The following is a 26,136-nucleotide window of genomic DNA, read 5'->3' as shown; positions in this document are numbered from 1 at the left end:
GCTGGTCATCATCAAAGCGTTCGGGCAATGATTTCCTTCATGATCTCGTCGCTGCCGCCGTAGATGCGCCCAATGCGGGCATCGGTCCAGGCCCGGCCAACCTGGTACTCGGTCATGTAGCCGTAGCCGCCGTGCAGCTGCAGGAACTCGTCGAGCAGCTTGTTTTGCAGCGCCGTCGCATTGAGCTTGACCATGGCTGCACGGTCCGGTGTCAGCTCGCGCGTCAGGTGCAGGCGCATGCAGTCGTCGACAAACACGCGCAGCATCGTCGCCTGGGCCTTGGCCTCGGCCAGCTTGAAGCGGGTGTTCTGGAACTCGAACACCGTCTGGCCAAAGGCCTTGCGCTCGCGGGTGTAGTCCACGGTCTTCTGCAAAAAGGCCTCGATCGACATGGCAGCCCGCACCGCCACCACCAGGCGCTCCTGCGCCAGCTCGTGCATCAGGTACTTGAAGCCCAGGTTCTCTTCGCCCAGCAGGTTGTCCACCGGCACGCGCACGTTGTCAAAAAACAGCTCCGAGGTGTCCTGCGCCATCAGGCCGATCTTCTCGAGCTTGCGGCCCTTGGCAAAGCCGGGCGTGCCGTCTTCCACCACGATCAGCGACACGCCCTTGGCCCCCAGCTCGGGCGCCGTCTTGCAGACCACCACGACGATCTCGGCATTGATGCCATTGGTGATGAAGGTCTTGGCGCCATTGATCACATAGTGGTCGCCGTCGCGCCTGGCCGTGGTGCGCACCGATTTGAGGTCGCTGCCCGCGCCGGGCTCGGTCATCGCGATCGCGCCGATCATCTCGCCGGCCGCCATCTTGGGCAGCCAGCGGTCCTTTTGCGCGGTGCTGCCATAGGCATGGATATAGGGCGCGACGATGTCCGAATGCAGCGGAAAGCCCAGGCCACTCGCGCCCGTGCGGGCAATCTCTTCGATCAGCACGGCGGCATGGCCAAAATCGCCCCCGCTGCCATAGGGCTCGGGCAGCATGGTGTTGAGCAGGCCCTCGCGGCCGGCCTTGCGCCAGACCTCCTTGGGGACGATGCCATCGCGCTCCCACTGCGCATGGAAGGGCACGATCTCCTTGTCAAAGAAATGGCGGACGGCATCACGAAACTGCAGATGGTCTTCGCGGAATACGCTGCGTTGGGTCAGGTCTTGCATGGTGGTCAAAGGCTGGGATAGGGAAGAATGAATGGGGGGCATCAGCCCTGGGCGCCGCTGGTACTGCGTAGGCCAAAGCCCGCCTGCGGCGACGCTTTGAACCGGTCCTTGAGCACGCGGCGCAGCAGCTTGCCGGTCTCCAGCCGGGGCAGGCTGGGCTCGAACACCAGGCGCTGGGGCCGCTTGACCTTGGACAGGCTGGCGGCCGCGTGGTCGACGATCGCGCGCGCCATGGCCTCGTCGGGCGCAAAGCCGGGCTTGAGCACCACGACGGCCAGGGTCTGCTCGCCAAAGTCCTCATCGGGCACGCCGACGACGGCCACCTCTTCCACGGCCGCATGCTGGGCCAGCGCGTTCTCGATCTCCTGCGGATAGAGATTGACCCCGCCCGACAGGATCAGGTCGGCACGCCGGTCGCTCAGGAACAGAAAGCCGTCGGCATCGACATGGCCGATGTCGCCATAGGTGGCCCAGCCGCGCGCATCGATGGCCTCGCGCGTCTTGCGCTCGTCATTGAGGTACTGGAAGGCACCGCCGCCTGAGAAATAGACCCGGCCGACCTCGCCCACGCCCAGCTCCTGCCCGTCGTCGCCGACGATATGCAGCTTGCCGCTGATGGCCCGGCCCACCGAGCCTGGCCGTGCACGCCATTCGGCCGAATCGATCAACGTCGTGCCGCAGCCTTCGGAGCCGGCGTAGTACTCCAGCAGGATGTCGCCCCACCAGTCCAGCATGCCCTGCTTGACGGCCACCGGGCAGGGCGCTGCCGCATGGATGGCCACGCGGTGGCTGTCCAGCCGGTAGCGGCGCTTGACCTCGTCGGGCAGCTTGAGCAGGCGCCCCAGCATCGTCGGCACCCACTGGCTGTGGGTGACCTGGTAGCGTTCGATCAGCGCCAGCGCCTGCTCGGGATCGAAGCGGCTCATGATGATGGCCGAGCCGCCGACATCCAGGGTGCGCAGGCTGTAGCGCAGCGGTGCCGCATGGTAGAGCGGCGCGGGCGAGAGGTAGACGGCGTCTTCATCAAACCGCATGCTGCGCATCCATGCAGCTACCTCGGGGTCGCGCTGCGTGCGGTAGGCTGCGGCCAGCAGCGGCTTCTTGATGCCCTTGGGCCGGCCGGTGGTGCCGCTGGAATAGAGCAAATCGCGGCCCAGCGGGCGCGTGGCCAGATCGATCGGCGCGCACTGGGGTACGGCGGCCAGCGCATCGGCCAGGGGCGCCACACCCGGCGTATCGCCATCGACCGAATAGCAGGCCAGCGCCAGGCCCTGCACGGCCTCCTGCGCGGTGGGCCAGGTCTTGCTGGAGACCAGCAGCACCTTGGCACCGCTGTCCTGGGCGATATAGGCCACCTCGGCCGCGGTCAGGTGGGTGCTGATGACGGCGGCGTACAGGCCGGCCAGCCGCGCGGCCAGTACCAGCTGCATGATTTCATAGCGGTTCTCCAGCAGCACCGCAATCGTCTCCTCGGCCCGCAGCCCCTGCTGCGCCAGCCACTGCGCCATCTGCTCGGCGCCCTGCGCGATCTCGCCTGCGGTGTAGCACCGGCCGGTATCGGCCTGCGTCAAAACCACCCGCTCGGGCTGGGCCTGGGCCCAGCTGAAGAAGTTGTGCATCTCCTCGGTCTCCGTGGTGCACAGGGGATCGCTGCACGCAATCACCTGTGTTACATCTTTACTTTAATTTTGAATCACTCGTCTCGAATTTCGAGATTTCACAGACAGTATCTGGCGTTTGCTGCGAAATTTACTGCGGGTAAATACCAGTAGGTATTCGGTTTTTTGAAACCTATCATTAATTTAATGATCCACAAGTCTCATTAAATGATGAAAACACCTGTCATTGTCGATGCCATCCGCAGCCCCATGGCCCGGGCCAAACCCGATGGCGCGCTGGCCGAAGTCCACCCGGTCGACCTGCTCTCCCAGGTGCTGGAGCAGCTGGTAGCCCGCAACCAGCTCGACCCCGCGACCGTCGATGACGTGATCTGCGGCTGCGTCAGCCAGGCGGGCGAGCAGGCCGGCACGCCCGGGCGCCTGGCCTGGCTGGCCGCCGGCCTGCCCACCCATGTGCCCTCGACCACGATTGACCGCAAATGCGGCTCCAGCCAGCAGGCGGTGCACTTTGCCGCCCAGGCCATCATGTCCGGCACGCAGGACATCGTCATCGCCTGCGGTGTCGAATCGATGAGCCGGGTGCCGATGGGCAGCTCACGCATGGGCAAGAACACGACCGGCGCCCGCTTTGACGAGCGCTATGCACCGGGCCTCGTGGGCCAGGGGGTGTCGGCCGACCTGGTGGCCGCCAAATGGGGCCTGTCGCGCAGCGATCTGGATGCCTATGCCGCCCGCTCGCACCAGCGCGCCCATGCCGCCCAAAGCAGCGGCGGCTTTGCGCGCGAGATCGTGCCCATCCGCAGCCCGCTGGGCCTTGTCACTGCTGACGAGACCATCCGCGCCAGCACCACGGCCGAGAAGCTCGCCGGCCTCAAGGCCGTGTTCGAGAGCGAAGAACTCTCGGCCCGCTTTCCGCAGATCCAGTGGAGCACCACGGCCGGCAATGCCTCGCAGATGACCGATGGCGCCAGCGCCATGCTGATCATGAGCGAAGAGCGCGCGCTGCAATTGGGACTGCGCCCACGCGCCCGCTTTGTGGCCTTTGATGTCGTGGGCGACGACCCGCTGTACATGCTGACCGCCCCCATCCCCGCCACCCAGCGCGTGCTGGCCAAGGCGCGCATGCAGCTGGGCGACATTGCGCACTACGAGATCAACGAGGCCTTTGCCTCGGTGCCACTGGCCTGGCAGAAGGAGCTGGGTGCCGATGGCGAGCGCCTGAACCCGCGCGGCGGCGCCATTGCGCTGGGCCACCCGCTGGGCGCCTCCGGCCTGCGGCTGATGACGACGATGCTGCATGCGCTGGAAGACAGCGGTGAGCGCTATGGCCTGCAGTCGATGTGCGAGGCGGGTGGCATGGCCAACGCCACGATTATTGAGGTGCTGCGCTAAGCGCCTCAGAGAGCCGTCACAACGGCTCCATCGGATTGAACCTTTGAACTGACAAGGATTTTTGAGATGCAATTGACCCAAGGAATGACCGCCCTCGTGACCGGCGGCGTATCGGGGCTGGGCGAAGCCAGCGCAGTGGCGCTGCTGGAGCGCGGCCTGAACGTGGTGGCGGTGGATCTGAACGAAGAGCGCGGCGCCGCGATGGAAAAGCAGTACGCCGGCCAGCTTCAATTCATCAAGGCCGATGTGGCCGATGCCGAGCAGATGCAAAAGGCCGTGTCTGCCGCGCAGGCCTGGGGCCAGTTCCGTGCGCTGGTGCATTGCGCCGGCATCGGCGGCCCGGTGCGCCTGATCGAGAAGGACGGCAGCCCCGGCTCGCTGGACAAGTACACGAACATCATCCGTATCAACCAGATCGGTACCTTCAACACCTTGCGCCTGTCGGCCGTGGCGATGGCGCAGAACGAGCCGCTGGAAGGCGAGCGCGGCGCCTGCGTGCTGACCGCCTCGGTCGCAGGCTATGAAGGCCAGATCGGCCAGATCCCCTATGCCTCGTCGAAGGCCGCCGTCATCGGCATGACCATCGTCGCTGCGCGCGATCTGGCCTCCAAGATGATCCGCGTCTGCACCATTGCACCGGGCCTGTTCGACACCCCCATCCTCGCCAAGCTGCCCGAGAACGTGCGCCAATCGCTGGCTGCCTCGGTCCCCAACCCGGCACGCCTGGGCCGCCCGCCCGAGTACGCGATGACGGCGCTGCACATTCTGGAGAACCCGATGCTCAACGGCGAAACCATCCGCCTGGACGGCGCCATCCGCATGCAACCACGCTGAGGCACTAACACAGTCCTTGATACGTCGTTGCACGCCTTGTCGTACTTTTGTACTGCCTGCGGCTTTGCGCCTCGTCGGGGGCGCTCAGCCTCAATCGCAAACCTTCGGTTTGCTGGGCTGTCTTAGCGCCTCAAAACCCCTGCCCTGCAGCACCCTTTGAAAGGTCCCCATGTCTGGCTCTGACACCACCGAACTCCTGGTCGAAACCCGTGGCCCGGTGCTCATCATGCAGCTCAACCGCCCCCAGGCGCGCAATGCCGCCACCTTGGAGATGGCCGAGGCGATGGCCAGTGCGCTCGACGCGCTGGACAGCCGGCCGGACCTCAGGGTAGGCATCATCACCGGCGCGGGCGGCAGCTTTTGCGCCGGCATGGACCTCAAGGGCTTTTTGCAGGGCAAGCGCCCCAGCCTGCCAGGGCGCGGCTTTTGCGGGTTGACGATGCGGCCACCTGCCAAGCCGCTGATCGCGGCGGTGGAAGGCTATGCGCTGGCTGGCGGCTTTGAGGTGGCGCTGGCCTGCGACCTGATCGTGGCCGCACGCAATGCCCAATTTGGCCTGCCCGAAGTCAAGCGGGGCCTGGCTGCATCGGCCGGTGGCCTGCTGCGCCTGCCCAAACGCCTGCCCTACCACGTGGCGCTGGAATGCATCCTCACCGGCGACATGTTCGGCGCCGAGCGATTTGCCCAGCTGGGCCTGGTCAACCGCCTGACCGAGCCCGGCGGCGCACTCGATGCCGCACTGGCGCTGGCGCAGACCATTGCCGCCAATGGCCCGCTGGCCGTGGCCGCGAGCAAGCAGGTGGCCAGCCAGTCCGGCGAATGGCCGCTGGCGGAGATGTTCGAGCGCCAGTCCGCCATCACCGCGCCGGTGTTCAGCTCGCAGGATGCGCGCGAAGGCGCGGCCGCCTTTGCGGAAAAACGCGCACCGGTCTGGAAGGGTGCCTGAACCCCGTCCAGCAACTCTGCGTTGTACAGCCCTTGGACGCGCCACAGAAGCGCGCAGCAGGAGACAAACCCATCCCACGTACCCAGCCTCTTCGCCAGCCCCTGCGGGCCTTGGCGGCTCTGGCGCTGCTCGCCAGCGCGCTCCACGCCCATGCCGAGGCCAGCTGGCCCACGCGCACCATCACCTTGGTGGTGCCCGGCGCCGCCGGCGGGTCGACCGATATTCCCGCACGCCTGCTGGCCCAAAAGCTGGGCCAGCGGCTGGGCCAGCCGGTGATCGTCGACAACAAACCCGGCGCCGGCGGCAGCCTGGGGGCCAGCCTGGTGGCGCGCGCCCAGCCCGACGGCTACACGGTGCTGGTGGGCAACAGCGGCTCCAATGCGATCAACTACACGGCCTATAAAAAGCTCAGCTACCAACCCGGCGACTTTGCCGCGCTGACCGACATGATCTCGTTTGCCAACGTGCTGGTCGTGCCCGCCAAGTCGCCCATCCAGAGCCTGGATGCGCTGGTGGCCGCTGCCAAGGCGCAGCCGGGCAAGCTGTCGTTCTCGTCCGCCGGTGTGGGCCAGACCACGCACCTGATGGGCGAGCTGTTCAAGGAGCGCACCGGCACCGATGTGGTCCACATCCCCTACAAGGGCTCGGCCCCCGGCACGATGGCGATCGTGACCGGCGAGACCCAGTTCATGTTCGACAACATGACCGCCTCGCTGGTCCATATCAAGGACGGCAAGCTGCGCCCGCTGGCTGTCACTGGCGACCAGCGCGAGCCCGATCTGCCCGAGGTGCCGACGATGACCGAGCTGGGCATGCGCAACTTCAACCAGGTCGGTTGGATGGGCTTCTTCGTGCCCGCCAAGACCCCGCCCGAGGTGCAGAAAAAACTGGCCGAGAACCTGCAGGCCGTGCTGCATGACCCCGACATCATGCGCCGCTACCGCGCGCTGGGCGGCCGCCCCGGCGGCATGCCCCAAGCAGACTTTGCCAAGCTGGTGGCCGATGACCAGCAGACCTGGGGCGCGCTGATCCAAAGCCAGCAGCTGCAGCTGGACTGATGCGACCTGCCGATGTTTGACACGCCCACCTCCACCACCTCTCCCCGCCCTGCGCTGCCTTTCTACTGGCCCAAAGGGGTCTCGCGCGATCTGCGCGTGCCGCGCATCAGCCTGGATGACAACCTGAGCGCCTCGGCCCAGCGCTACCCGGACAAGCCCGCCATCATCTACGCGGGTGCCAGCACCAGCTATGCCCAGCTGCTGGCCCAGGTGGAGGCGTTGGCCGGCTTCCTGCAGCAGCGCCTGCAGCTGGCACCGGGCCAGCGCGTGCTGCTGCAAAGCCAGAACTGCCCGCAGTTCGTCATCGCCTGCTATGCGATCTACCGCGCCGGTGGCGTGGTGGTGCCGGTGAGCGCAATGACCACCGCTACCGAGCTGCGCTACTACGCCGACAACAGCGGCGCCCGCCTGGCCATCGCCGCCCAGGAGCTGCTGGCCAGCGTCCGGCCCTGCGTGGATGCGGGCCTGCTCGATGCGGTGCTCGTCCATGCCTACAGCGATGCGCTGCCCACCACCCCGCCGCCCGATGCGCTGCCCGAGGTGGTGACGGCGCCGCGCCAGCCGCTGCCCGCCGGGCCCTACCATGGCTTTGCCGATGCATTGGCGCTGCAGCTGGCACCCGGCCCGCGTGTGGCGCAGGCCGACATGCTGGCCACCATCCCCTATACCTCGGGCACCACCGGCCATCCCAAGGGCTGCATGCACAGCCACCACTCGGTGCTGGCATCGCTCACCGGCTCAAGGCTGTGGCGCGGCTTCAATGACGACCTGGTGTTTCTGTCGGTCGCGCCGATGTTCCACATGCTGGGCACGCAGTACGGCATGAACATGCCCATTGCGGTCGGCGGCACGGTGGTGATGATGCCGCGCTGGGATGCGCTGCTGGCCGCCCGGCTGATCGAGCGCCACCAGGTCACCGCCTGGACGGCGCCGCCCAGCATGGTGATCGACCTGTTCAGCCAGGCCGCTGCCCATGGGCTGGACCTGTCGAGCCTGGCCATGCTGGCCGGTGGCGGCGCGGCCATGCCCGAGGCGGTATCGCAGATGCTGGCCGAGCGCTATGGCCTGCACTACAGCGAAGGCTATGGCCTGACCGAGACCGCCGCCTTTTTGCATGCCAACCCGCCGGGCCACGCCAAGCGCCAGTGTCTGGGCGTGCCTACCCAGGGCGTGCATTCGATGATCGTCGACCCCGAGACACTGCAAGAGCTGCCCGCAGGCGAGGTGGGCGAGCTGGTCTCCAGCGGCGAACAGGTGATGCAGGGCTACTGGCGCAATGACGAGGCCAACCGCGCGGCCTTTTTCGAACGCCATGGCCGACGCTACTTTCGCACCGGCGACCTGGCCTCGGTCGACGAGGACGGCTACTACTTCATGCGCGACCGCTTGAAACGCATGATCAATGCCAACGGCTACAAGGTCTGGCCCGCCGAGGTCGAAAACATGCTCTACAGCCACCCGGCCGTGCTGGAGGCCTGCGTGATCGCCGTGCCCGATGCCAAGCGCGGCGAATCGGTCAAGGCCCTCGTGGTGCTGCGCCCTGGCGCGCAGGCGTCGGAGGACGAGATCATCGGCTGGAGCCGTGAACAGATGGCCGCCTACAAGGTGCCACGCGCGGTGGACTTTCTCGCCGCGCTGCCCAAATCCGCCACCGGCAAGATCCAGTGGCGCGCATTGCAGGAGGCGGCGCTGCAAGCCGCTGCCTCCTCCCCTTCTCTGCATACGGAACACCCATGAGCTCTTTTTCCTTTCGCCACCAGCATGTGTTTGTCGCAGGCGGCAGCAGTGGCATCAACCTGGGCATTGCCAAGGCCTTCGCCCGCGCCGGCGCCCATGTCGTGGTCATGAGCCGCTCGGCCGACAAGGTGGCCCAGGCCGCCGCCGAGCTGGAGGCGCTGGGCGCCCAAGCCCTGGGCCTGAGCGCCGATGTGCGCGACACCGCCGCCGTGCAGGCCGCGCTGGAGCAGGCGCATGCCCGCTTTGGCCCCATTGATGTGCTGGTCTCGGGCGCTGCGGGCAACTTCATTGCGCCGGCCAAGGACCTGTCGCCCAATGGCTTCAAGACGGTTGTCGACATCGACCTCAATGGCAGCTTCCATGTGCTGCGCCTGGCCTACCCGATGCTGCGCAAGCCCGGCGCCAGCGTCATCAACATCTCGGCGCCGCAAGGTGTCAACCCGACGATGTACCAGGTCCATGCCTGCGCGGCCAAGGCCGGCATCGACATGATGACCAAGGTGCTGGCGCTGGAATGGGGCGAGGACGGCATCCGCGTCAACAGCATCTCGCCCGGCCCCATCGGCGATACCGAGGGCATGCGGCGCCTGGCGCCCACGGCCGATGCGCTCGAGCGCGCCGTCTCCACCGTGCCGCTGCTGCGCATGGGCAGCGCCGACGATGTCGCCCACATGGCCCTGTTCCTGTCGTCCGAACTGGCCAGCTATGTGACCGGGGCCATCATCCCGGTCGATGGCGGCGCTGCACTGCGCGGCGGGCGCGACATGCGTGCGTCCTACGTCCCCAGGAGCGCCGCATGAACCAAAGCTACGAACGCATCATTTTTGAGCGCCAGGACGGCGTGGCCACCTTGCGCTTCAACTACCCGGCCAAGCGCAATGCCTTCGACCCGCAGATGCGCGAGGAGATGGCCGAAGTGGTGCGCCTGGTGCAGACCGACGCCAGCCTGCGTGCGCTGGTGCTGACCGGCGTTGGCGACCATTTCTGCTCGGGCGGGGACCTGGGCAATATTGCGGCATCGGGCCTGGACAATGCCGGCTGGCGCGCGCGCCTGTCCAGCCTGCACCACTGGCTCAAGGACCTGATGCTGCTGGACAAGCCGGTGATTGCGGCGGTGGACGGCGCTGCCTATGGCGCGGGCTTCAGCCTGGCACTGGCGGCAGACTTCATCATCGCCTCGGACCGGGCGCGCTTTGCGATGTCCTTCATCCGCGTTGGCGTCGTGCCCGACTGCGCGGCTTTCTACACCTTGCCGCGCGTTGTCGGCGTGCAGCGCGCGCGGGAGCTGATGCTCTCGGGCCGCGAGGTCTCTGCCCAGGAGGCCTTGCAGCTGGGCATTGCCAGCGAGCTGGCCGCCCCCGAGCAGCTGCAGGCGCGTGCCCAGGCGATTGCGCACAGCTTTGTCGGCGCATCGCCGGTGGCGCTGAGTCTGATCAAACGCTCGCTCGCGATGGCCGCCAACGACTTGCCTGCGCTGCTGGAGCAAGAGGCGAACGCCCAGGCGCTGGCGATGGGCACGGCCCAGCACCGCGAAGCCGTGCAGGCCTTTTTGAACAAGCAGCCTGCGCCCTTCCAGTGGCCGGCGCGGACCTGAAAAAACCGGTTTATTCGTTGCTGGCGCTGCCGCGTTTCTTGGGCGGCTCCATCGCGTTGCGGCGGCTCATCCCGGCCCGCCCGGCCTTGCTCCAGTCATAGTGTTCGCCATCGGGCGTGCGGCCGTCTTCAACGGCAGCCACCCCTATCTGCCCAACCATGTCGCGCAGCTCGGACGACATCACCACATGCGCATGGCGCGGATCGGCGCGCAGGCGCTGGCATTGCGCCAGTGCCTCGCTCATCTGCTGGTCGCTGTAGGCCAGGCACTGCGGCTGCCAATCGGGCGGCACGCCCTCGGCATCCTCGGCGTTGTTGCGCAGATAAAAAACCACAATGCCCATCGGCAACTCCCTTTGTCGGTGCCCGGCCAGGCGCAGCCCGGGCAGGGCCGCATTGTCGCACTCTGACGCACAGGACGCCTAGCGGCGCCAAGCCGCGCTGGCATCCCCTGCGTTCACCTGCGCGAGTACGGCCTCGGTATGGGCGCCTGCGGCGCACATCGCCGGCGTGTCATAGGCCTGGCCGTCAAAGCGTGGCGCCGGGGCGGCCTGCAACACGCCGCCCTGCGCGTGGTAGACACCACGCGCCTGCATATGCGGGTGCGCTGCGGCCTCCAGCGGGCTCAGCACGGCGCCAAAGCAGACATCACTGCCCTCGAACACCTGCTGCCAATGCGCACGCGGCTCGGTGATGAACAGCGCCTGCAGGCGCGCACGGCGGCGCGGCCACAGCGCCTTGTCCCACTGCGACTGGGGCGCGGCAAAATCCGGGTCGTCCGCCAGGCCCAGGGTCTGCAGCAGCAGCGCGTAGAACTGCGGCTCGATGCTGCCGATGGTGATGTGCTCGCCATCGGCGCAGACATAGGTCTCATAGAACGGCGCGCTGTCGTGGATGCTCTGGCCGCGCACATCGGCCACAATGCCGCGCTGGCGGGCGCTCAGCGCCAGGTTCAGCATATGGGCCGCGCCATCGACGATGGCCGCATCCACCACGCAGCCCCGGCCGCTGCTGCGCGCCTGGATCACGCCGGCGAGCAGCCCGGTCATCAGGTAGAGCGCGCCGCCGCCGATATCGCCCACCATCGCAAACGATGACACCGGCCGCGCACCGGCCGGGCTGCAGCCCCAGAGCGCGCCAGAGACGGCGGCGTAGTTGTTGTCATGGCCGGCGCGCGGGGCCAACGGGCCGCTCTGGCCCCAGCCGGTCATGCGGCCGTAAACGAGGGCCGGGTTCAGCGCCTGGCACTCGGCCGGGCCCAGGCCCAGGCGCTCCATCACGCCGGGGCGCATGCCTTCGATCAGCACATCGGCATCACGCACCAGCGCCAGCACCAGGGCCTTGCCCTCGGGGCTTTTCAGGTCGGCGAAGACCGAGCGCTTGCCCCGGTTGAGCAGGTTGCCGGTGGGGGATGCGCCTTTTTCCTCGCGCACGATGGAGATCACATCGGCGCCCAGGTCGGCCAGGTGCATCGCGCAGAACGGGCCCGGTCCCAGGCCGCCAATCTCCAGCACCTTGATGCCGTCCAATACTTTCATGCTTGTCTCCTGTGGTTGTTTTTTGCGATGCGCCGCCTGACGCGGCCAGGTCAGGCCCGGCCGGATTAGGCCCAGCCAGCTCAGTCCCGATCAGGACAGGCTGGAGGTGCCGATCAGCCCTTCGAGCGAGCGCACCAGGGTCACCAGGCGCGGGCCGATGTCCGTCTCCAGCTCGCGGCTCTTGGGGTTGTAGGTGGGGACGGAGGCGCCAAACACCCAGCGCTCGCCATCGATGGGCTGCGACAGCGGCACGGCGATCGACAGAATCTCGCGGTGCAGATCGCCATGGCTGCGGCAAAAGCCGTGCAAGGCCAGGTCCTGGCGCGCATCGTCCAGGCGCTCGCGCAGCAGCGCAGCGCGCTCGGGTGCGCGGCCATCGAGCTCGTCCAGATAGGCCTGGCGCTCGGCCTCGCTCTGGCCCAGCAGGTAGGCGCGGCCAGTGGCAGTGCGCACCAACGATACGGCCACCCCGATCTCGGGCGTGAAGACCTTGTTGTCCATGCCGTTGGCCAGCTCGGCCAGCACCAGGCGCCGGCCCTCACCCACCGCCAGCTGGATCTGGCCGCCCATGTAGTTGGCCAGCTCCTGCATCTGCGGGCGGGCAAACTGACGCACCGTCATGCGCGACAGCAGTGGCGAGGCGAGGTTGAGCACCCCGATGCCCAGCACGTACTTGGACAGGCGCTCCGAATAGCGCAGCAGGCCCAGCTCGCACAGGGTTTCGGTCAGGCGGAACAAGGTCGGTTTGGGCAAGCCCGTCAGGTCCATCAGCTCTTTGCCACTGAGTTCTTGCTGCTTGTTGTTAAAGCACTGCAAAATACTGACGCCTCGCACCAGCGCGCTGACCAGTTTTCCATCCGCTTCAGAATTCATATTTCAGTATATAAGTTACTTATTACGAGACAAATGTCTCGATTTATGAAATTCTAATCGGGATTGGTCCGATATGGGCAGCTTGCAGCTTGGCTTGGTGCCCCCAGCCGCCCAATGGCGGCAATCTGCAACACTCCCCACCTGCCATGAGCCTGAACCAACACGGTCTGCCCACCCGCGTACCCGCGATCGCCGCCATCGGCCAAATGCTGGCGGACCGGCAGCTGCCCGCCGCCGAACGCCAGCAGGCCCTGGATCTGCTGGTGCAGGACCATGCCGATCTGGACGAGGTGGAAAGCCAGGCCGCCCTCTGGGCCATCGCCCAGATGGGGCGCGAGCAAGCTGCGTGCACTGCGCTGCTGGCCTGCGCCGATACCTGGTTGCAGAACGCTGAGATGGCGCAGCCGTTTCTGGATGGCTATGCCCAGGTCTGCGGCAACCGCATCGTGCCCGCTGCAGCGCCGGCCTTTGCCCAGCTGCAGCAGCTGGCGCAGCACGATGCCGAACTGGCCGCCCGCCTGCCTACCTTTACGAAAGCGTCTTGATGTCTCTGCTGACGACCACCGCCTTGTTTGTGCTGACGGCCATTGCCGAGATCGTGGGCTGCTACCTGCCCTATCTCTGGCTCAAGGACAAGGCGCCGGCCTGGGTGCTGCTGCCGGCGGTGTTGGCGCTGGTGGCCTTTGTCTGGCTGCTGAGCCTGCACCCGACCGCATCGGGCCGGGTGTATGCCGCTTACGGCGGCGTCTATGTGACGACGGCGATTGCCTGGCTGTGGCTGGTCGATGGCATCCGCCCCAGCAGCTGGGACATCGCCGGCGTGCTGCTGTGCCTGGCCGGCATGGGCGTGATCATGCTGGGCGCGGCGCAACGCTGAGCCGTCCAGACTGTTTTAGCCCTTGTTGGCAGCGCGGCGCGCCTGCACCGCTTGCGCCAACTGGGCCAGCACCGGCAGGGTCTGCTCCATGCTGATGCAGGCATCGGTGAGCGAAACCCCATAGGCCAGCGGCTGGCCTTCGACGATGTCTTGCCGGCCTTCGTGGATATGGCTCTCGATCATCACACCGGTGATGCGGCGGTCGCCCGCTGCGACCTGCTGGGCCACATCGGCGGCCACATCGATCTGGCGGCGGTGCTGCTTGCTGCTGTTGGCATGCGACAGGTCGATCATCACCTGCTGATGCAGGCCGGCCTTGGCCAGCATCTCGCAGGCGGCCTGCACATCGGCCGCGCTGTAGTTGGGCTGCTTGCCGCCGCGCAGGATGATGTGGCAGTCCTGGTTGCCACGGGTCTCGAAGATGGCGCTCTGGCCCATCTTGGTCATGCCCATGAAGGCATGCTCGGACTGGGCCGCCAAAATGGCGTCGCTGGCCACCTTGACGCCACCATCAGTGCCGTTCTTGAAGCCCACCGGGCAGGACAGGCCACTGGCCAGCTGGCGGTGGCTCTGGCTCTCGGTGGTGCGCGCGCCAATGGCGCCCCAGCTGACCAGGTCACTGATGAACTGCGGCGACAGCAGATCCAGAAACTCGGTGCCCGCCGGCAGGCCCAGCGCCAGAATGTCCAGCAGCAGGCGGCGCGCCAGCTCCAGCCCCTCATTGACGGCAAAGCTGCCATCGAGGTGCGGGTCGTTGATATAGCCCTTCCAGCCCACCGTCGTGCGCGGCTTTTCAAAGTACACGCGCATGACCACCAGCAGGTCGTCCTTCAATGCTTCGGCCTGCACCTTGAGCTGGCGCGCATAGTCCATCGCCAGGTCATGGTCGTGGATGGAGCAAGGACCCACGACGACGACCAGGCGGTCGTCCTGGCCATGCAGAATCCTGGAGATGGCCGCGCGGCTCGACGCCACCAGCTGGTAGGCCTCGTCGGTGATGGGCAGCCACTCCTCCAGCAAGGCGGGCGTGATCAGCGGGCGCACCACCTTGATGCGGGTGTCATCGATGCGGGTCTTGTCAACCGTGGAAAGCCGGGACGGGGACTTGCGAGGCACGGTGCCTGCAGCAATAGAAGAATCGGTCATCCCGCTATTGTCGCAGGGCCTGCAAACACGTTCGCAGGCCTAAGGCATGCAGGATCAGGAAGAGGACAGCTTCATCAGCACCAGACCGCTGACAATCAGCAAGGCCGCCACCACGCGCATCGGCGTCAGCGCCTCGCCCAGCACCGTGATGCCGACGAGGAACGCACCCACGGCACCAATGCCGGTCCAGATGGTGTAGGCCGTGCCCAGCGGCAGGCTGCGCATCGCGACCGACAGCAGGCCAAAGCTGGCAATCATCGCAACGAGGGTGATCGCGCTGTATTTGATGTTGGTGAAGCCATGGGACTGCTTCATCGTGAACGCCCACACCACCTCCAGCACACCGGCAACCAGCAAATAGACCCAGGCCATATCGAACTCCTTGAAAAACGGAAATTTGGAATGGCCAGGCCGTCCTGGCGGTGGTGCGCGCCGCTGCTGCAGCGCCATGCAGGGCCGTCCCTGCGCAACTGGGTCCCATGATAGCGGCGCGGCCTGCGCAGGGCCAGGTGGCGGCTGGATTGCCCGTGGCGCTGTGGGTGGTTGGCGCGCCACAGTGGGCAGCGCGATCAGGCCAGAGATTCGGTCTCGGCCTCGGCGGGCTCCATCTGCAGCAGGTTGCCGACGGTGGCGCCGTAGTAGGTGGCCACCCTTTTGCGCTGCTTGAGCACGGCCTTGTCCTTGCTGACCAGTAACGCGCGGTGCTGGCTGGCCAGGTCCAGAAAGTGCTGGTCGTCCGGGTCGGTGCAGGTAAAGCGGATCTTGGGGGCAGCATCGACATACTGCACGGCCGCATCGAAGGCGGCCATCACGCCCTCGGGTGTCTTGCCGTAGTAGCTGACGCGCGGGGCGATCTGGCTGTAGTGCAGCACCCTTTCGAGCTCGGTGCGCTGGGCCTGGTCGGCAATCCAGCGCAGCGCGCCCTGCGCCACCAGCGCACGGATCGGCGGGATGTGGGGATCGTCGAAGATCAGCATGTCGAGCACCACATTGGTGTCCAGCACCACGGGCCGGGGCAGGGGCCCGGTGTAGCCTTCATTGCAGGAAGGCCACTTGAGCACGACCTTCATCGCTGGCCGCCGGGCGCAGCCTGCTCGCCCCGGGGCTTGAGCGCGCCCTTGATCATGTCAAAGCGGAACAGCCGGCACTCGATCGGGCCGTTCCACATGGGGGTGCGGCGCGATTCCTTCAAGCGCATCTTGCCGGGCAGCTTCAGGTCGGGCGTCAGCATCCAGGCGCTCCAGCCGCTGTAGTTCTTCTTCCAGTGGCTGGCCAGCTGGGTGAAGAACTCGCCGCCATCCTCGGTCTGCGCCGTCTCGCGCCCTGCGCGCTCGACATGGCCCATGCGCTCGGCCGCATTGCGGCCGGCACTGCCGGCTGCGGCAATACGCTCGCCGTACGGCGGGTTGAGCAGCATCATGCCGGGTAGCTCGCTCGGGGGCATGCGCTGCAGCGCATCGCCGCCGCGCAGCTCGATGGTCTCGGCCACACCGGCACGCTCGGCATTGCGCTGGGCAAAGTCGACCATGCGGAAGGAGATGTCCGAGCCATAGATGCCCACCGGGCTCTGGGGCAGGATCTGGCGCTCGGCCTCGTCGAGCATCGCCTCCCAGACATGGCGCTGGAAAGGCACCAGCTTCTCAAACGCAAAGCGGCGCAGGATGCCCGCCGGGATCTTGCGCGCAATCTGGGCGGCCTCGATGACCACGGTGCCACTGCCGCAGCAGGGGTCGTACAGCGGCTGCGGGTCGTCGCCATGCGGGTCCCAGCCGCTGGCGGCAATCATCGCGGCAGCCAGGGTTTCCTTCAGCGGGGCATCGCCCTTGTCCTCGCGCCAGCCGCGCTTGAACAGCGCCTCGCCCGAGGTGTCGATATAAATGGTGGCGCCATCGGTGGTCAGGTGCAGGTGCACGCGCACATCGGGGTGGTGCGTCTCTACGCTGGGGCGCACGCCGTGGCGGCGCTCGCGGAAGCGGTCGGCAATCGCATCCTTGACGCGCAGCGCCGCAAAGTTCAGGCTGGTCAGCGGGCTGTGCTGGGAGGTGACCTCGATCTTGAAGGTCTCCTTGGGCGAGAACCAGATCTCCCAGGCCACCTCGCTGGCAGCGCGGTAGAGATCGTTCTCGTTGCGGTACATGCTGTGCGACAGCTCCACCAGCACGCGCTGGGCCAGGCGGCTGTGCAGGTTCAGCAGCAGCGCATCGCGCCACATGCCGCGCAGCATGACGCCGCCGCGCGCCACCAACAGGTCCTGGCCGCTGGCGCCGGTGATGGCATGGACTTCGTCCGCCAAAAGGCCCTCGACGCCGGCGGCGCAGGGCAAAAACAAATGCAGTTGGTTCATAAGCAGGGGCGCAAGCATACGCGCTTGCGCCATTGTCTGCGCAAGCGCATGGGAATGTGTACTGTGCCAGCCGCCTTCGGGGCCGGGCCCTCGATAGCGCTGCGGTAATGATGGGCCGGCTGCTATAGTCCGACTCCAGAGCGGGCCGCCGCCCCGTGCGCCCAGGCCCTCCCCCCAGACCCCTGAAGAAAGATAAGCGGATGCCCTACCTCGGAGCCGGCGTACACGTCATCATTGCGCTATTTTTTGCCGTCCATGCGGTGCGCAGCGGCCAGAACAACTACTGGCTGTTTGTGCTGCTGGCCTTCCCCTTCCTGGGCAGCGTGGTGTATTTTTTCGCCATCTACCTGCCCAATTCACGGCTGCAGCGCCATGCCCGCAGCCTGGCGAGCAATGCCGTCAAGGCGCTGGACCCGACCCGCGAGGTGCGTGAAGCCCAGGCCGCCTACGATTACAGCCCCACCGCGCAGAACCAGATCCGCCTGGCCCAGGCGCTGCTGGCCACCGGCCAGGCCGAGCAGGCCTTTGGCCACTTCGAGGCCAGCATGAAGGGCCCGTTTGCCAATGACCTCGATATCCGCTGGGGCGCTGCGCAAGCCGCCTACCAGGCCGGCCATCCGCAGCAGGCCTTGCAGCAGCTGCGCGTGATTGCGCAGGCCGACGTGCATTTCCGCGCCGAGGCCGTGGGCCTGCTGGTGGCCAAGGCCTATGCCCAGCTGGGCGACCAGGAGATGGCCCGCAAGAGCTTTGACTTTGCGCGCCAGCACTCGGGCAGCTTCGATGTGATGGCCGAGTATGCGATCTGGGCTGCAGGCCAGGGCGACTGGCAGACCGCCCATGCGCTGCAGGCCGAGCTGAACAAGGCGATGACGCACTGGAGCGGCCAGCAGCGCCAGCTCAACCGCGAGATGCTGCAGCGCCTGAAAACCGCCTTCGCGGCACAGCCCAAGTAAGCGCGCAGGCCTGGGACGTCGGCAATAGGCCTGCTGGCAGCAGGCCATCAGACCGCCCCGCAGGCCTTGCAGCGCGCCGGTTTGCGCTCGCGCAGACACCCGCCACAGCGCAGTCGCTAAAATCGCTGTCTATGGCAAAAATCATCGTTCTGGCCCTGGTGCTGCTTTTCTTTGGCTGCGGCCTCTACATGCACCTGCGTGGCAAGGTGCGGCACAAGCTGCTGCGCCAGCTGTTTGACCACTCCACCTTCACGGCGCCGTTCAATGTGTTCATGCTGATGTTCAGCAAGGTACCGCGCACGCCGTACCTGCCCACCAGCACCTTCCCCGACCTGGCCCCGCTGCAGGCCAACTGGCGCGAGATCCGCGAAGAGGCCATCGGCCTGCACCAGGCGATGCAGATCAAGGCAGCGGCCAACAACGACGACGCGGGCTTCAACTCCTTCTTCAAGACCGGCTGGAAGCGCTTCTACCTGAAGTGGTACGGCCAGGCCCACCCCTCGGCAATGGAGCTTTGCCCCAAGACCACGGCGCTGGTGCAGTCCATCCCCGGCATCAAGGCGGCCATGTTTGCCGAGCTGCCGCCCGGCGCCAAGCTCAACCTGCACCGCGATCCCTACGCCGGATCGCTGCGTTACCACCTGGCCGTGCTGGCACCCAATGACGACCGCTGCATGATCGAAGTCGATGGCACGCCCTACAGCTGGCGCGAGGGCGAAGGCGTGGTCTTTGACGAGACCTATATGCACTGGGCCGAGAACCGGTCCGAGGGCAACCGCATCGTGCTGTTCTGCGATGTCGAGCGCCCGATGACGAATGGCTTTGCGCAGTGGCTCAACCGCTGGCTGGGCACGCATGTGGTGGCTGCTGCCAGCTCGCCCAACAACGAAGGCGATCCGCGCGGCTTCATCAGCCGCATCTTCAAGGTCTCCTTCTACATGGGCCAGTACCGCCGCCGCTTCAAGGCCTGGAACAAGACGGCCTACAAGCTGACCAAGTTCGGCCTGATGCTGGCCGTGCTGGCCTTGTTCATCTGGTGGCTGTGGCCGAAGTAAAACCGCAGCGCCTCAACGCAAAAACCGCAGTGTGCAACGCCACTGCGGTTTTTTCATGGCCCGTGCTGCCTGCGTTTACAGCGCCTTGCGCAGGCTGGCCGGCGGGATGCGCATCGCTTCGCGGTACTTGGCCACGGTGCGGCGCGCGCATTCAATGCCCTGGGCCTGCAGCAGGTCGGCAATTTTTGCGTCCGACAGCGGCTTCTTCGCGCTTTCCTCGTCCAGCAACTGCTTGATCAGCGCCTTGACCGCCGTACTGGAGGCGCTGCCGCCCGTCTCGGTGCCCAGGCCCGAGCCGAAGAAGTACTTGAGCTCGAAGGTGCCCTGCGGCGTGGCCATGTACTTGGCCGTGGTCACGCGGCTGATCGTGGATTCGTGCAGACCCAGCTCATCGGCGATCTCGCGCAGCACCATCGGGCGCATCGCCAGCTCGCCATGCACAAAGAAATTGCGCTGGCGCTCCACAATGGCCTGCGAGACACGCAAGATAGTGTCAAAGCGCTGCTGGATGTTCTTGATGAACCAGCGCGCCTCCTGCAGCCGCTGCTGCAGGGCGCCATGGCCCTCGCAGCCCTTGTGGCTGCGCAAGGCATTGGCATAGACATCCTGCACGCGCAGGCGCGGCATCACCTCGGCATTGAGCTGCACGCTGAAGCCGGGCACCGGCAGGCCGCGCTCGTTGCTGGGGCGCACGATGACATCGGGGATGATGGCATTGCGGTCCACATCGGCATAGGGCCGGCCCGGGCGGGGTTCGAGTTTGGCAATCAGCCCCAGCGCGCTGCGCACCGCCGCCTCGTTGCAGCCGGTCAGCTGCATCAGCTTGCGCACATCGCGGCGCGCCAGCAGGTCGAGGGATTCCTGGCAGACCAGCAACGCGGTCTCCAGCGCCAGCGCATCGGCCTCGGGCGTGTCCGAGCCCTCTTCATCCAGCAGCCGCTGCTGGGCCTTGATCTGCAGCTGCATGCATTCGGACAGGTTGCGTGCGCCCACACCGATGGGTTCCAGGCTTTGCAACAGGCGCAGCGCCACCGTCAGGTGGTGCAGCAGTGCTTCGTAGCGCTCGGGGTCGCTGGCATCGCCAAAGCTTTGTGCCAGCTCGGCGAGTGTTTCTTCGAGGTAGCCGTCGTCGTTCAGCGATTCGATCAGAAAATAGAGCGCTGCCCGGTCTTCCTGGCACAGGCGCAACGACAGCGCCTGGCGGTGCAGCACATCCTGCAGGCTCAGGTGCTCGCTGCGCCGCTCGGACATCGGCGTTTCGTCATCGTCATCGCCCGCACTGGCACGGGCCGGCAGCTCGCCGCCCCACTCTTCCCAGTCCGATGCCGAATCGCCCGCAGCTGCCTCGGCATCTACGCCGGTTTCCTTGCCGGCGCCAAAGTCCAGCGGCAGATCCGATGCACCCGGCTCGAAATCGCTGGTGTTGCCGGGGTCGGTGCCGGTCACGAGGTCGGCAACCTTGTCGGCCGCATCTGCAGCCTCGGTGGACTCGGCAGATTCAGCAGATTCGGCGGCGTCCTTGCCCGGTTCGGATTCGGGCGCATCATCGCCCTCGCGCTCCAGAAACGGGTTTTCGTCGAGCATCTGCTCGACTTCCTGCGTCAGCTCCTGCGTGGACAGCTGCAGCAGGCGGATCGACTGCTGCAGCTGAGGCGTCAGCGTCAGGTTCTGCGATACGCGCAGTGACAGCGAAGGCATCATCGCAGAGCCCCCGCTGCGGCTGCGGCAGCTGGCAACGGATCAGCCCCGCCAGCCCCAATGTGAGGGGCGGCTTCTTGGCTCGCACGCCCGCCAGGGCGTGCAGTATCACATGCGGAAATGCTCACCCAGGTACACCCTCCGAACCTCTGCGTTCTCCACAATCTCTTGCGGCGTCCCTGCGGCCAGCACCTTGCCATCGCTGATGATGCAGGCATGGTCACAGATACCCAGGGTTTCACGCACATTGTGGTCAGTGATCAGCACGCCAATGCCACGTTCCTTGAGGAAAGCCACAATGCGCTGGATCTCGATCACGGCGATCGGGTCAATGCCGGCGAAGGGTTCGTCGAGCAGGATGAAACGGGGCTGGGTGGCCAGCGCGCGGGCGATTTCGACCCGCCGGCGCTCACCACCAGAGAGCGCGACCGATGGCGACTCGCGCAGATGCTCGACACGCAGCTCCTGCAGCAATGCGGTCAGCTGGCGCTCGACCTCGGCGCGCGACAGCGACTTGCCATGCTCGTCCTTTTGCAGCTCCAGCACGGCGCGTACGTTGTCCTGCACGCTGAGTTTGCGGAAGATCGAGGCTTCCTGCGGCAGGTAGGACAGGCCCAGCTGCGAGCGCTGGTGGATCGGCATATTGGCGACCGACTGCCCATCGATGCGGATGTCGCCGCCATCGCTGCGCACCAGGCCGACGATCATGTAGAACGAGGTGGTCTTGCCAGCGCCGTTGGGGCCGAGCAAACCCACCACTTCGCCCTTGCGCACGGACAGCGATACGTCCTTGACCACCTTGCGGCTGCCGTAGGATTTCTCCAGATGCAACACCTCGAGCTGGCTGCGCTGGTCGCTGGTGGCCACCCGGGCGTTGACGGAAATGGTCGACGAATTCTCTGCCACGGTTACTTGGCTCCGTCGTTCAGTTGGGTGCTGGGGCGCAATGGCGTCTTGTCGTCGGCTGCGGGCTTGGCCGGACTGCTGGCCTTGTCGTCCGCCTTGCCATCTGCCTTGGGGGTCAGGATCACACGGACACGGTCCTTCTTGGGCGCGCCGGGCTTGGGATCGGCCGCCTGGGCGCCCTTCTGGCCGGAGACGGTGAAGGTATCGCTCAGGTTGTTGTAGACGATCAGCGGGCCGCTGACCTGGTCGGTCAGCGTGGTCTCGCGGTAGCGGCGCAGCTCACCCCGCCGCTCGAAATGCACGGTGTCATCGCGGCCGTTATAGGTGATGACCTCTCCTTCGCCTTCGACGAACTCGTCGGGAGCGCCCGGTGCGGAATCACGTTTTTGGCGGAAGAACGCCAGTTTGCCCGGTGCAGCGGTGACCACGCCATGCTGGAAGCCGTCGCGGTCCTGGCTCACCGTCAGCTGCGCGCCACGGATGATGATGGTGCCCTTGGTCACCACCACATTGCCCGTGAAGACGCTGGTCTGCTTGAGTTCATCATGGCGGCCATCGTCCGCCTCGATGTTCATGGGCTTGGTGCGGTCTGCACGCTCGGCATGCGACAGCAGCGGCACGGTCAGGGCCGCTGCCAGCAACAAAGAGGTAAAAATACGGTGTCTCATAAAGGCATGAATCTTGCTCTGCCCCATTGTAGCCATGCTGGAGCGTTGGACCGTTTTCGGCACAAAAAAGCCCGCGTGCGCGGGCCTTGTCTATCGCGGTGGGAAGTCCGTTCAGCCTTGTGCAGCCAGGAACTCTACCACCTGCAGCACATTGCTCATCGAGCCTGCACGGGTGCCGTCGGTGTAGTACTTGCCGGCCACGCCCAGCGATGGCACACCTTCGACGCCATAGGACTCCTGCAGCTGGGTCGCCTTGCGCACCTGGCCTGCCACGCTGAACGAGTTGTAGGCTTCCTTGAACTTGGCGAGGTTCACGCCGTTCTTGTCCATCCAGGCGAAGATTTCCTCGTCCTTGTTCAGGCGCTGGCGCTCGACATGGATCGCGCGGAACACCTTGACATGCACCTCGGGGATCAGGCCCATCGACTCCAGCGCAAAGTAGATCTTCTGCTGGGGCACAAAGGTGTTGTTGAAGGCGACCGGCACGCGGCGGATCTGCAGGTTCTTCGGAGCCGACTTGGCCCAGGCTTCGAACTGCGGCTCGAAGGCATTGCAGTGGGGGCAGCTGTACCAGAAGAATTCGATCACTTCCACCTTGCCAGCGGGTGCATCAGGGGTCACCGGCTTGGCCAGCTTGATGTAGTCCTTGCCTTCCTTGAACTTGGCCTGCGCATTGGCGCCGGTGGCGAAAGGCAGGCTCAGCGCGGAAGCGGCCGTAGCGGAAGCCGCGAAAGTGGAAAACTCACGACGTTTCATGTTTTGTTAACTCCAGTGACAAGTTGCGGTTAGGAGTGCGCGGCACCGCCAAAAGTTCAACGCTGCACGCGGACGATCTGCGCATCGACGCCAGCGCCATCGAGCTTGCCTTTGAGGCCATCGGCATCATCGCGCTTGTTGAAGGGTCCCACGCGCACCCGGTATACCGTGCGGCCATTGACCTCACGCTCGCTCACCCTGGCTTCCCAACCCATCATTGCCAGTTTGGCGCGCTGCGCATCGCCATCGGACTGGGTGCGGAACGCACCGGCCTGCACGAAGTACTGGAAGCCATCGGTGCCATCCGCACTGCGCGCCTTGGCCAGGTCTCCCAGCGGATCGGCGCCCTGGCCGGCCTTGGGATCGAGCTTGGCCACCTGTGTCTTGTCTGCCGGCTTGTCAGCGGGCTTGCTGGCATCCGGCAGCACCACTTCGGGTTTGGCGGGTTTGGCCTCGACCGGCGGGGTGGCGTTGTCGGCCACCGTGCGCGGTGGCTCGGGCACCACCACCCCCTGCGCAGCCGGTGCCACCGCAGCCGGCGCACGCGCAGGGTTCTTGCCGTACAGCGGCGAGTTCGGGTCCCAGTTCTGGTTACGCTGCGCCTCGGCCTTGTCCTTGGCTTCGCCCTTGACGCCACCTTTGTTGACAAACGGCACCGGCACATTGGTGACGTACACGGCGACGGCCAACGCCGCGCCCACGCCCACCAGCAGCCCCAGGATCAGGCCCAGGATGGTTCCACCACGTTGATGTCGTCGCATTGCAGTTATTACCTTTTCTCGCAAAATCACATGCGTTCCGGGGCACTGACGCCCAGCACGGCCAGGCCGTTGCGCAGCACTTGGGCTACCGCTGCCACCAAGGCCAGACGGGCCAATTTGGTGGCTTCGTCATCGACCAGGATACGCTCTGCATCATAGTAGCTGTGGTAGGCCGAAGCCAGGTCACGCAGGTAGAACGTAACATCATGCGGCGCATTGCCATCGGCAGCATTGGTCAGCATCTCGGGATACTGGGCCAGCATCTGCATCAAGGCCTGGGCCTGGGGGCCTTGCAGCGCGCCCAGGTCGATGCCCGCCAGCGCAGGCAGGCCGGCGCCGCCCTGCTCCTGCCAGCCGCGCAGCACCGAGCAGATGCGCGCATGGGCGTACTGCACGTAGAACACCGGGTTGTCGTTGTTCTGGGCCACGGCCAGATCGACGTCGAAGGTGTATTCGGTATCGGGCTTGCGCGACAGCAGGAAGAAGCGCACCGCATCCTTGCTCGTCCACTCGATCAGGTCGCGCAATGTCACATAGCTGCCGGCGCGCTTGCTGATCTTGACTTCCTCGCCGCCGCGCACCACGCGCACCATCGTGTGCAGCACGTAGTCAGGGTAGCCCTGGGGGATGCCGACGTTGACCGCCTGCAGGCCGGCACGCACGCGGGCAATGGTGCCGTGGTGGTCCGTGCCCTGGATGTTGACGGCCTTGCCGTAGCCGCGCAGGAACTTTTGCGTGTGGTAGGCCACATCGGGCAGAAAGTAGGTGTAGGTGCCGTCGGACTTGCGCATCACGCGGTCCTTGTCGTCACCGAAGTCGGTGGTGCGCAGCCACAGCGCGCCATCCTGCTCATAGGTATGGCCGCTGGCGATCAGGCGCTGGACGGTCTCGTCCACATGGCCATTCTGGTACAGGCTCGATTCGAGGTAGTACTCGTCGAACTTGAGGTTGAAGGCCTGCAGGTCCTTGTCCTGCTCGTTACGCAGGTAGGCGACCGCAAAGTTGCGGATGTTGTCGTAGTCTTCGACATCGCCATTGGCGGTGAACGTGCGGTCATCGGCCTCGATCGTCTGCTTGGCGAGGAACGCCTGGGCAATGTCGCCGATGTAGTCGCCGTTGTAGAAGTTCTTGGCCAGCGGGTTGTCGCTGTCGGTGGGCCAGCAATCGTCACCGGGCTTGAAGCCCTTGGCACGCAGCTGGGTGCTCTTGGTCAGGGTGTCGATCTGCACACCCGCGTCGTTGTAGTAGAACTCGCGGTGCACCGACCAGCCCTGGCTGGCATAGAGGTTGCAGATGGCATCACCCAGCGCGGCCTGGCGGCCGTGGCCCACGTGCAGCGGGCCGGTGGGGTTGGCCGAGACGAACTCGACGATGATCTTTTCATCGCGCTGCGGCTGCATGCCAAAGCGCTCGCCCTGGGACAGCACCTCCTGCACCACCTGCTGCTTGGCAGCGGGCTTGAGGCGCAGGTTCAAAAAGCCGGGGCCAGCGATCTCGATCGCATCCACCCATTGCGCAAACGCGGGCGTGGCTTCCAGCGCGGCCTTGAGCTGCTCGCCCAGTGCGCGGGGGTTGGCCTTGAGCGGCTTGGCCAGCTGCATCGCGGCGGTCACCGCATAGTCACCATGCGCTGCCACCTTGGGCGTTTCAAAGGCCGCGCGGCTACCTGCGCCAGGCGACAATTTCTCGAGCTCGGCAGCAAGCACTGCGAGCAAATCTTTTTTGACTTGCAACATATTTGAAACTTAGACGAAGCAGTTACCAGCGCTGGGCCGGTTTACCAGCCCCGGGCATAAAACACGGCGACGGCGGCGATCACGGGAATCAGGTGGGCTTGCCACATGACCCATTTGCGCGTGGCGCGCACCTCGGCGTCCCCAGGCAAAGCGCCATTGTCGCGCAATTGCCGTAACCAGCGGCGGAACACGGCTGTCGGCTTGAACGACAGCACCACACCGACGACAACCAGGGTCATCTTCAGGTGGAACAGCGGCTGGCTGACATACCAGGTCACCCCCTTGGCCCCGAGAAACAGGCGCAGCAGGCCGGTGGCCAGCACCGCCAGCGCGGCAAAGGCGTAGACCAGATCGAGGCGCGCCAGGCGCTGCACGACAGCCGCATTCATCCACTCACCCCGGCACAGCGCCGCCTCGCTGGAGAGAAAAACCACCATGGTCAACAAGGCCAGCAGGTGCAGACAGGCCAGAACAGCTTCCAAAGTCATCGTG

The 26,136-nt window shown here is 65.9% G+C and carries 27 protein-coding genes; 11 read left to right on the top strand and 16 right to left on the bottom strand.

The genetic code is table 11. The features are described 5' to 3' along the window. Nucleotides 1-11: 11 nt before the first annotated feature. On the bottom strand, nucleotides 12-1,154 hold the full coding sequence (locus tag ACCQ08_RS20350; RefSeq protein WP_369460930.1) for an acyl-CoA dehydrogenase family protein: 1,143 nt from the start codon (nucleotides 1,152-1,154) through the stop codon (nucleotides 12-14). Nucleotides 1,155-1,195: 41 nt separating this feature from the next. Next, entirely contained in the window at nucleotides 1,196-2,773 is a 1,578-nt protein-coding gene (locus tag ACCQ08_RS20345) for an AMP-binding protein (protein WP_373450813.1), read from the bottom strand. A 210-nt stretch (nucleotides 2,774-2,983) separates the two neighbouring features. Here ACCQ08_RS20345 and ACCQ08_RS20340 point away from each other — a divergent pair, with 210 nt between their 5' ends. From ACCQ08_RS20340 to ACCQ08_RS20310, 7 genes are all read left to right on the top strand, one after another. Beyond that, nucleotides 2,984-4,165, top strand: a complete 1,182-nt coding sequence (locus tag ACCQ08_RS20340; RefSeq protein WP_313331766.1) for a thiolase family protein — start codon at nucleotides 2,984-2,986, stop codon at nucleotides 4,163-4,165. Nucleotides 4,166-4,231: 66 nt separating this feature from the next. Beyond that, on the top strand, nucleotides 4,232-4,999 hold the full coding sequence (locus ACCQ08_RS20335; protein ID WP_312528715.1) for an SDR family NAD(P)-dependent oxidoreductase: 768 nt from the start codon (nucleotides 4,232-4,234) through the stop codon (nucleotides 4,997-4,999). A gap of 169 nt (nucleotides 5,000-5,168) precedes the next feature. Further along, nucleotides 5,169-5,945, top strand: coding sequence for a crotonase/enoyl-CoA hydratase family protein (locus ACCQ08_RS20330; RefSeq protein ID WP_312528713.1), 777 nt, complete (start codon nucleotides 5,169-5,171; stop codon nucleotides 5,943-5,945). Between the two features lie 101 nt (nucleotides 5,946-6,046). Beyond that, nucleotides 6,047-7,003: a tripartite tricarboxylate transporter substrate binding protein gene (locus tag ACCQ08_RS20325; protein WP_373450830.1), complete on the top strand. Its 957-nt coding sequence runs from the start codon at nucleotides 6,047-6,049 to the stop codon at nucleotides 7,001-7,003. A gap of 12 nt (nucleotides 7,004-7,015) precedes the next feature. Continuing rightward, the gene (locus ACCQ08_RS20320) at nucleotides 7,016-8,740 is read left to right on the top strand and encodes a long-chain-fatty-acid--CoA ligase (protein WP_373450812.1); all 1,725 of its coding nucleotides are present in this window, start codon (nucleotides 7,016-7,018) and stop codon (nucleotides 8,738-8,740) included. Continuing rightward, nucleotides 8,737-9,540 carry an SDR family oxidoreductase gene (locus tag ACCQ08_RS20315; protein WP_373450811.1) on the top strand — a complete coding sequence of 268 codons (804 nt, stop codon included), beginning with the start codon at nucleotides 8,737-8,739 and terminating at the stop codon, nucleotides 9,538-9,540. The genes ACCQ08_RS20320 and ACCQ08_RS20315 overlap by 4 nt, the downstream gene beginning before the upstream one ends. Then, the gene (locus ACCQ08_RS20310) at nucleotides 9,537-10,334 is read left to right on the top strand and encodes an enoyl-CoA hydratase/isomerase family protein (protein WP_239810464.1); all 798 of its coding nucleotides are present in this window, start codon (nucleotides 9,537-9,539) and stop codon (nucleotides 10,332-10,334) included. The genes ACCQ08_RS20315 and ACCQ08_RS20310 overlap by 4 nt, the downstream gene beginning before the upstream one ends. Before the next feature lie 10 nt (nucleotides 10,335-10,344). On the opposite strand, the gene ACCQ08_RS20305 is transcribed toward ACCQ08_RS20310, so the two are convergent. From ACCQ08_RS20305 to ACCQ08_RS20295, 3 genes are all read right to left on the bottom strand, one after another. After that, nucleotides 10,345-10,677 (bottom strand): hypothetical protein, encoded by a 333-nt coding sequence (locus ACCQ08_RS20305; RefSeq protein WP_239810463.1) that lies wholly within the window; start codon nucleotides 10,675-10,677, stop codon nucleotides 10,345-10,347. Nucleotides 10,678-10,755: 78 nt separating this feature from the next. Beyond that, nucleotides 10,756-11,871: a CaiB/BaiF CoA-transferase family protein gene (locus ACCQ08_RS20300; RefSeq protein WP_312528706.1), complete on the bottom strand. Its 1,116-nt coding sequence runs from the start codon at nucleotides 11,869-11,871 to the stop codon at nucleotides 10,756-10,758. 90 nt (nucleotides 11,872-11,961) lie between these two features. Next, entirely contained in the window at nucleotides 11,962-12,744 is a 783-nt protein-coding gene (locus ACCQ08_RS20295) for an IclR family transcriptional regulator (protein WP_116926261.1), read from the bottom strand. A gap of 146 nt (nucleotides 12,745-12,890) precedes the next feature. On the opposite strand from ACCQ08_RS20295, the gene ACCQ08_RS20290 reads away from it, so the two are divergent. Both ACCQ08_RS20290 and ACCQ08_RS20285 read left to right on the top strand, forming a co-directional pair. Then, a complete protein-coding gene (locus ACCQ08_RS20290; protein ID WP_239810461.1) occupies nucleotides 12,891-13,289 on the top strand; it encodes a hypothetical protein in 399 nt (132 codons plus the stop codon). Beyond that, nucleotides 13,289-13,621 (top strand): YnfA family protein, encoded by a 333-nt coding sequence (locus ACCQ08_RS20285; RefSeq protein WP_239810460.1) that lies wholly within the window; start codon nucleotides 13,289-13,291, stop codon nucleotides 13,619-13,621. Before ACCQ08_RS20290 ends, ACCQ08_RS20285 begins: the two co-directional genes overlap by 1 nt. 15 nt (nucleotides 13,622-13,636) lie before the next feature. Here the strand turns inward: ACCQ08_RS20285 and ACCQ08_RS20280 are convergent, their stop codons facing one another. From ACCQ08_RS20280 to ACCQ08_RS20265, 4 genes are all read right to left on the bottom strand, one after another. Continuing rightward, on the bottom strand, nucleotides 13,637-14,767 hold the full coding sequence (locus ACCQ08_RS20280; protein ID WP_373450810.1) for a 3-deoxy-7-phosphoheptulonate synthase: 1,131 nt from the start codon (nucleotides 14,765-14,767) through the stop codon (nucleotides 13,637-13,639). A gap of 54 nt (nucleotides 14,768-14,821) precedes the next feature. Beyond that, nucleotides 14,822-15,139 (bottom strand): multidrug efflux SMR transporter, encoded by a 318-nt coding sequence (locus tag ACCQ08_RS20275; protein ID WP_239810458.1) that lies wholly within the window; start codon nucleotides 15,137-15,139, stop codon nucleotides 14,822-14,824. A 197-nt stretch (nucleotides 15,140-15,336) separates the two neighbouring features. Next, nucleotides 15,337-15,837 (bottom strand): putative toxin-antitoxin system toxin component, PIN family, encoded by a 501-nt coding sequence (locus ACCQ08_RS20270; protein ID WP_373450809.1) that lies wholly within the window; start codon nucleotides 15,835-15,837, stop codon nucleotides 15,337-15,339. Further along, on the bottom strand, nucleotides 15,834-17,111 hold the full coding sequence (locus ACCQ08_RS20265) for a class I SAM-dependent RNA methyltransferase (protein ID WP_373450808.1): 1,278 nt from the start codon (nucleotides 17,109-17,111) through the stop codon (nucleotides 15,834-15,836). Before ACCQ08_RS20265 ends, ACCQ08_RS20270 begins: the two co-directional genes overlap by 4 nt. Nucleotides 17,112-17,311: 200 nt before the next feature. On the opposite strand from ACCQ08_RS20265, the gene ACCQ08_RS20260 reads away from it, so the two are divergent. Continuing rightward, nucleotides 17,312-18,064, top strand: coding sequence for a hypothetical protein (locus ACCQ08_RS20260; protein WP_312836233.1), 753 nt, complete (start codon nucleotides 17,312-17,314; stop codon nucleotides 18,062-18,064). 140 nt (nucleotides 18,065-18,204) lie between these two features. Beyond that, nucleotides 18,205-19,119: an aspartyl/asparaginyl beta-hydroxylase domain-containing protein gene (locus ACCQ08_RS20255; protein WP_373450829.1), complete on the top strand. Its 915-nt coding sequence runs from the start codon at nucleotides 18,205-18,207 to the stop codon at nucleotides 19,117-19,119. Between the two features lie 75 nt (nucleotides 19,120-19,194). Here ACCQ08_RS20255 and rpoN read toward each other — a convergent pair whose 3' ends face one another. The 7 genes from rpoN to ACCQ08_RS20220 all read right to left on the bottom strand — a co-directional run bounded on the left by rpoN (nucleotide 19,195) and on the right by ACCQ08_RS20220 (nucleotide 26,132). Beyond that, on the bottom strand, nucleotides 19,195-20,820 hold the full coding sequence (rpoN, locus tag ACCQ08_RS20250) for an RNA polymerase factor sigma-54 (RefSeq protein ID WP_373450807.1): 1,626 nt from the start codon (nucleotides 20,818-20,820) through the stop codon (nucleotides 19,195-19,197). Nucleotides 20,821-20,925: 105 nt separating this feature from the next. Then, on the bottom strand, nucleotides 20,926-21,702 hold the full coding sequence (gene lptB, locus ACCQ08_RS20245) for an LPS export ABC transporter ATP-binding protein (RefSeq protein ID WP_373450828.1): 777 nt from the start codon (nucleotides 21,700-21,702) through the stop codon (nucleotides 20,926-20,928). A gap of 23 nt (nucleotides 21,703-21,725) precedes the next feature. Further along, the gene (gene lptA, locus ACCQ08_RS20240) at nucleotides 21,726-22,391 is read right to left on the bottom strand and encodes a lipopolysaccharide transport periplasmic protein LptA (RefSeq protein WP_312459736.1); all 666 of its coding nucleotides are present in this window, start codon (nucleotides 22,389-22,391) and stop codon (nucleotides 21,726-21,728) included. A gap of 111 nt (nucleotides 22,392-22,502) precedes the next feature. Beyond that, nucleotides 22,503-23,147, bottom strand: coding sequence for a thiol:disulfide interchange protein DsbA/DsbL (locus ACCQ08_RS20235; protein WP_239810451.1), 645 nt, complete (start codon nucleotides 23,145-23,147; stop codon nucleotides 22,503-22,505). A 56-nt stretch (nucleotides 23,148-23,203) separates the two neighbouring features. Continuing rightward, nucleotides 23,204-23,908, bottom strand: a complete 705-nt coding sequence (locus ACCQ08_RS20230; RefSeq protein WP_312416716.1) for an SPOR domain-containing protein — start codon at nucleotides 23,906-23,908, stop codon at nucleotides 23,204-23,206. 26 nt (nucleotides 23,909-23,934) lie between these two features. Continuing rightward, a complete protein-coding gene (gene argS, locus ACCQ08_RS20225) occupies nucleotides 23,935-25,644 on the bottom strand; it encodes an arginine--tRNA ligase (RefSeq protein WP_239810449.1) in 1,710 nt (569 codons plus the stop codon). A gap of 41 nt (nucleotides 25,645-25,685) precedes the next feature. Next, nucleotides 25,686-26,132 carry a DUF2214 family protein gene (locus tag ACCQ08_RS20220; RefSeq protein WP_239810448.1) on the bottom strand — a complete coding sequence of 149 codons (447 nt, stop codon included), beginning with the start codon at nucleotides 26,130-26,132 and terminating at the stop codon, nucleotides 25,686-25,688. Nucleotides 26,133-26,136: the final 4 nt, after the last annotated feature.

Origin of the sequence: Comamonas sp. SY3, assembly GCF_041730275.1 — a bacterium.
In the GTDB taxonomy this organism is placed as follows: Bacteria; Pseudomonadota; Gammaproteobacteria; order Burkholderiales; family Burkholderiaceae_C; genus Comamonas; species Comamonas sediminis.
The sequence above is the reverse complement of the archived record's forward strand: the minus strand, read 5'-3'. Positions and strand labels throughout refer to the sequence as shown.

What these genes read in the sequence shown, in the direction of transcription:
- ACCQ08_RS20350 (WP_369460930.1), bottom strand. Translation starts at nt 1,154, where the DNA reads ATGCAAGACCTGACCCAACGCAGCGTATTCCGCGAAGACCATCTGCAG.
- ACCQ08_RS20345 (WP_373450813.1), bottom strand. Translation starts at nt 2,773, where the DNA reads ATGCACAACTTCTTCAGCTGGGCCCAGGCCCAGCCCGAGCGGGTGGTT.
- ACCQ08_RS20340 (WP_313331766.1), top strand. Translation starts at nt 2,984, where the DNA reads ATGAAAACACCTGTCATTGTCGATGCCATCCGCAGCCCCATGGCCCGG.
- ACCQ08_RS20335 (WP_312528715.1), top strand. Translation starts at nt 4,232, where the DNA reads ATGCAATTGACCCAAGGAATGACCGCCCTCGTGACCGGCGGCGTATCG.
- ACCQ08_RS20330 (WP_312528713.1), top strand. Translation starts at nt 5,169, where the DNA reads ATGTCTGGCTCTGACACCACCGAACTCCTGGTCGAAACCCGTGGCCCG.
- ACCQ08_RS20320 (WP_373450812.1), top strand. Translation starts at nt 7,016, where the DNA reads ATGTTTGACACGCCCACCTCCACCACCTCTCCCCGCCCTGCGCTGCCT.
- ACCQ08_RS20315 (WP_373450811.1), top strand. Translation starts at nt 8,737, where the DNA reads ATGAGCTCTTTTTCCTTTCGCCACCAGCATGTGTTTGTCGCAGGCGGC.
- ACCQ08_RS20310 (WP_239810464.1), top strand. Translation starts at nt 9,537, where the DNA reads ATGAACCAAAGCTACGAACGCATCATTTTTGAGCGCCAGGACGGCGTG.
- ACCQ08_RS20305 (WP_239810463.1), bottom strand. Translation starts at nt 10,677, where the DNA reads ATGGGCATTGTGGTTTTTTATCTGCGCAACAACGCCGAGGATGCCGAG.
- ACCQ08_RS20300 (WP_312528706.1), bottom strand. Translation starts at nt 11,871, where the DNA reads ATGAAAGTATTGGACGGCATCAAGGTGCTGGAGATTGGCGGCCTGGGA.
- ACCQ08_RS20295 (WP_116926261.1), bottom strand. Translation starts at nt 12,744, where the DNA reads ATGAATTCTGAAGCGGATGGAAAACTGGTCAGCGCGCTGGTGCGAGGC.
- ACCQ08_RS20290 (WP_239810461.1), top strand. Translation starts at nt 12,891, where the DNA reads ATGAGCCTGAACCAACACGGTCTGCCCACCCGCGTACCCGCGATCGCC.
- ACCQ08_RS20285 (WP_239810460.1), top strand. Translation starts at nt 13,289, where the DNA reads ATGTCTCTGCTGACGACCACCGCCTTGTTTGTGCTGACGGCCATTGCC.
- ACCQ08_RS20280 (WP_373450810.1), bottom strand. Translation starts at nt 14,767, where the DNA reads ATGACCGATTCTTCTATTGCTGCAGGCACCGTGCCTCGCAAGTCCCCG.
- ACCQ08_RS20275 (WP_239810458.1), bottom strand. Translation starts at nt 15,139, where the DNA reads ATGGCCTGGGTCTATTTGCTGGTTGCCGGTGTGCTGGAGGTGGTGTGG.
- ACCQ08_RS20270 (WP_373450809.1), bottom strand. Translation starts at nt 15,837, where the DNA reads ATGAAGGTCGTGCTCAAGTGGCCTTCCTGCAATGAAGGCTACACCGGG.
- ACCQ08_RS20265 (WP_373450808.1), bottom strand. Translation starts at nt 17,111, where the DNA reads ATGAACCAACTGCATTTGTTTTTGCCCTGCGCCGCCGGCGTCGAGGGC.
- ACCQ08_RS20260 (WP_312836233.1), top strand. Translation starts at nt 17,312, where the DNA reads ATGCCCTACCTCGGAGCCGGCGTACACGTCATCATTGCGCTATTTTTT.
- rpoN (WP_373450807.1), bottom strand. Translation starts at nt 20,820, where the DNA reads ATGATGCCTTCGCTGTCACTGCGCGTATCGCAGAACCTGACGCTGACG.
- lptA (WP_312459736.1), bottom strand. Translation starts at nt 22,391, where the DNA reads ATGAGACACCGTATTTTTACCTCTTTGTTGCTGGCAGCGGCCCTGACC.
- ACCQ08_RS20235 (WP_239810451.1), bottom strand. Translation starts at nt 23,147, where the DNA reads ATGAAACGTCGTGAGTTTTCCACTTTCGCGGCTTCCGCTACGGCCGCT.
- ACCQ08_RS20230 (WP_312416716.1), bottom strand. Translation starts at nt 23,908, where the DNA reads ATGCGACGACATCAACGTGGTGGAACCATCCTGGGCCTGATCCTGGGG.
- argS (WP_239810449.1), bottom strand. Translation starts at nt 25,644, where the DNA reads ATGTTGCAAGTCAAAAAAGATTTGCTCGCAGTGCTTGCTGCCGAGCTC.
- ACCQ08_RS20220 (WP_239810448.1), bottom strand. Translation starts at nt 26,132, where the DNA reads ATGACTTTGGAAGCTGTTCTGGCCTGTCTGCACCTGCTGGCCTTGTTG.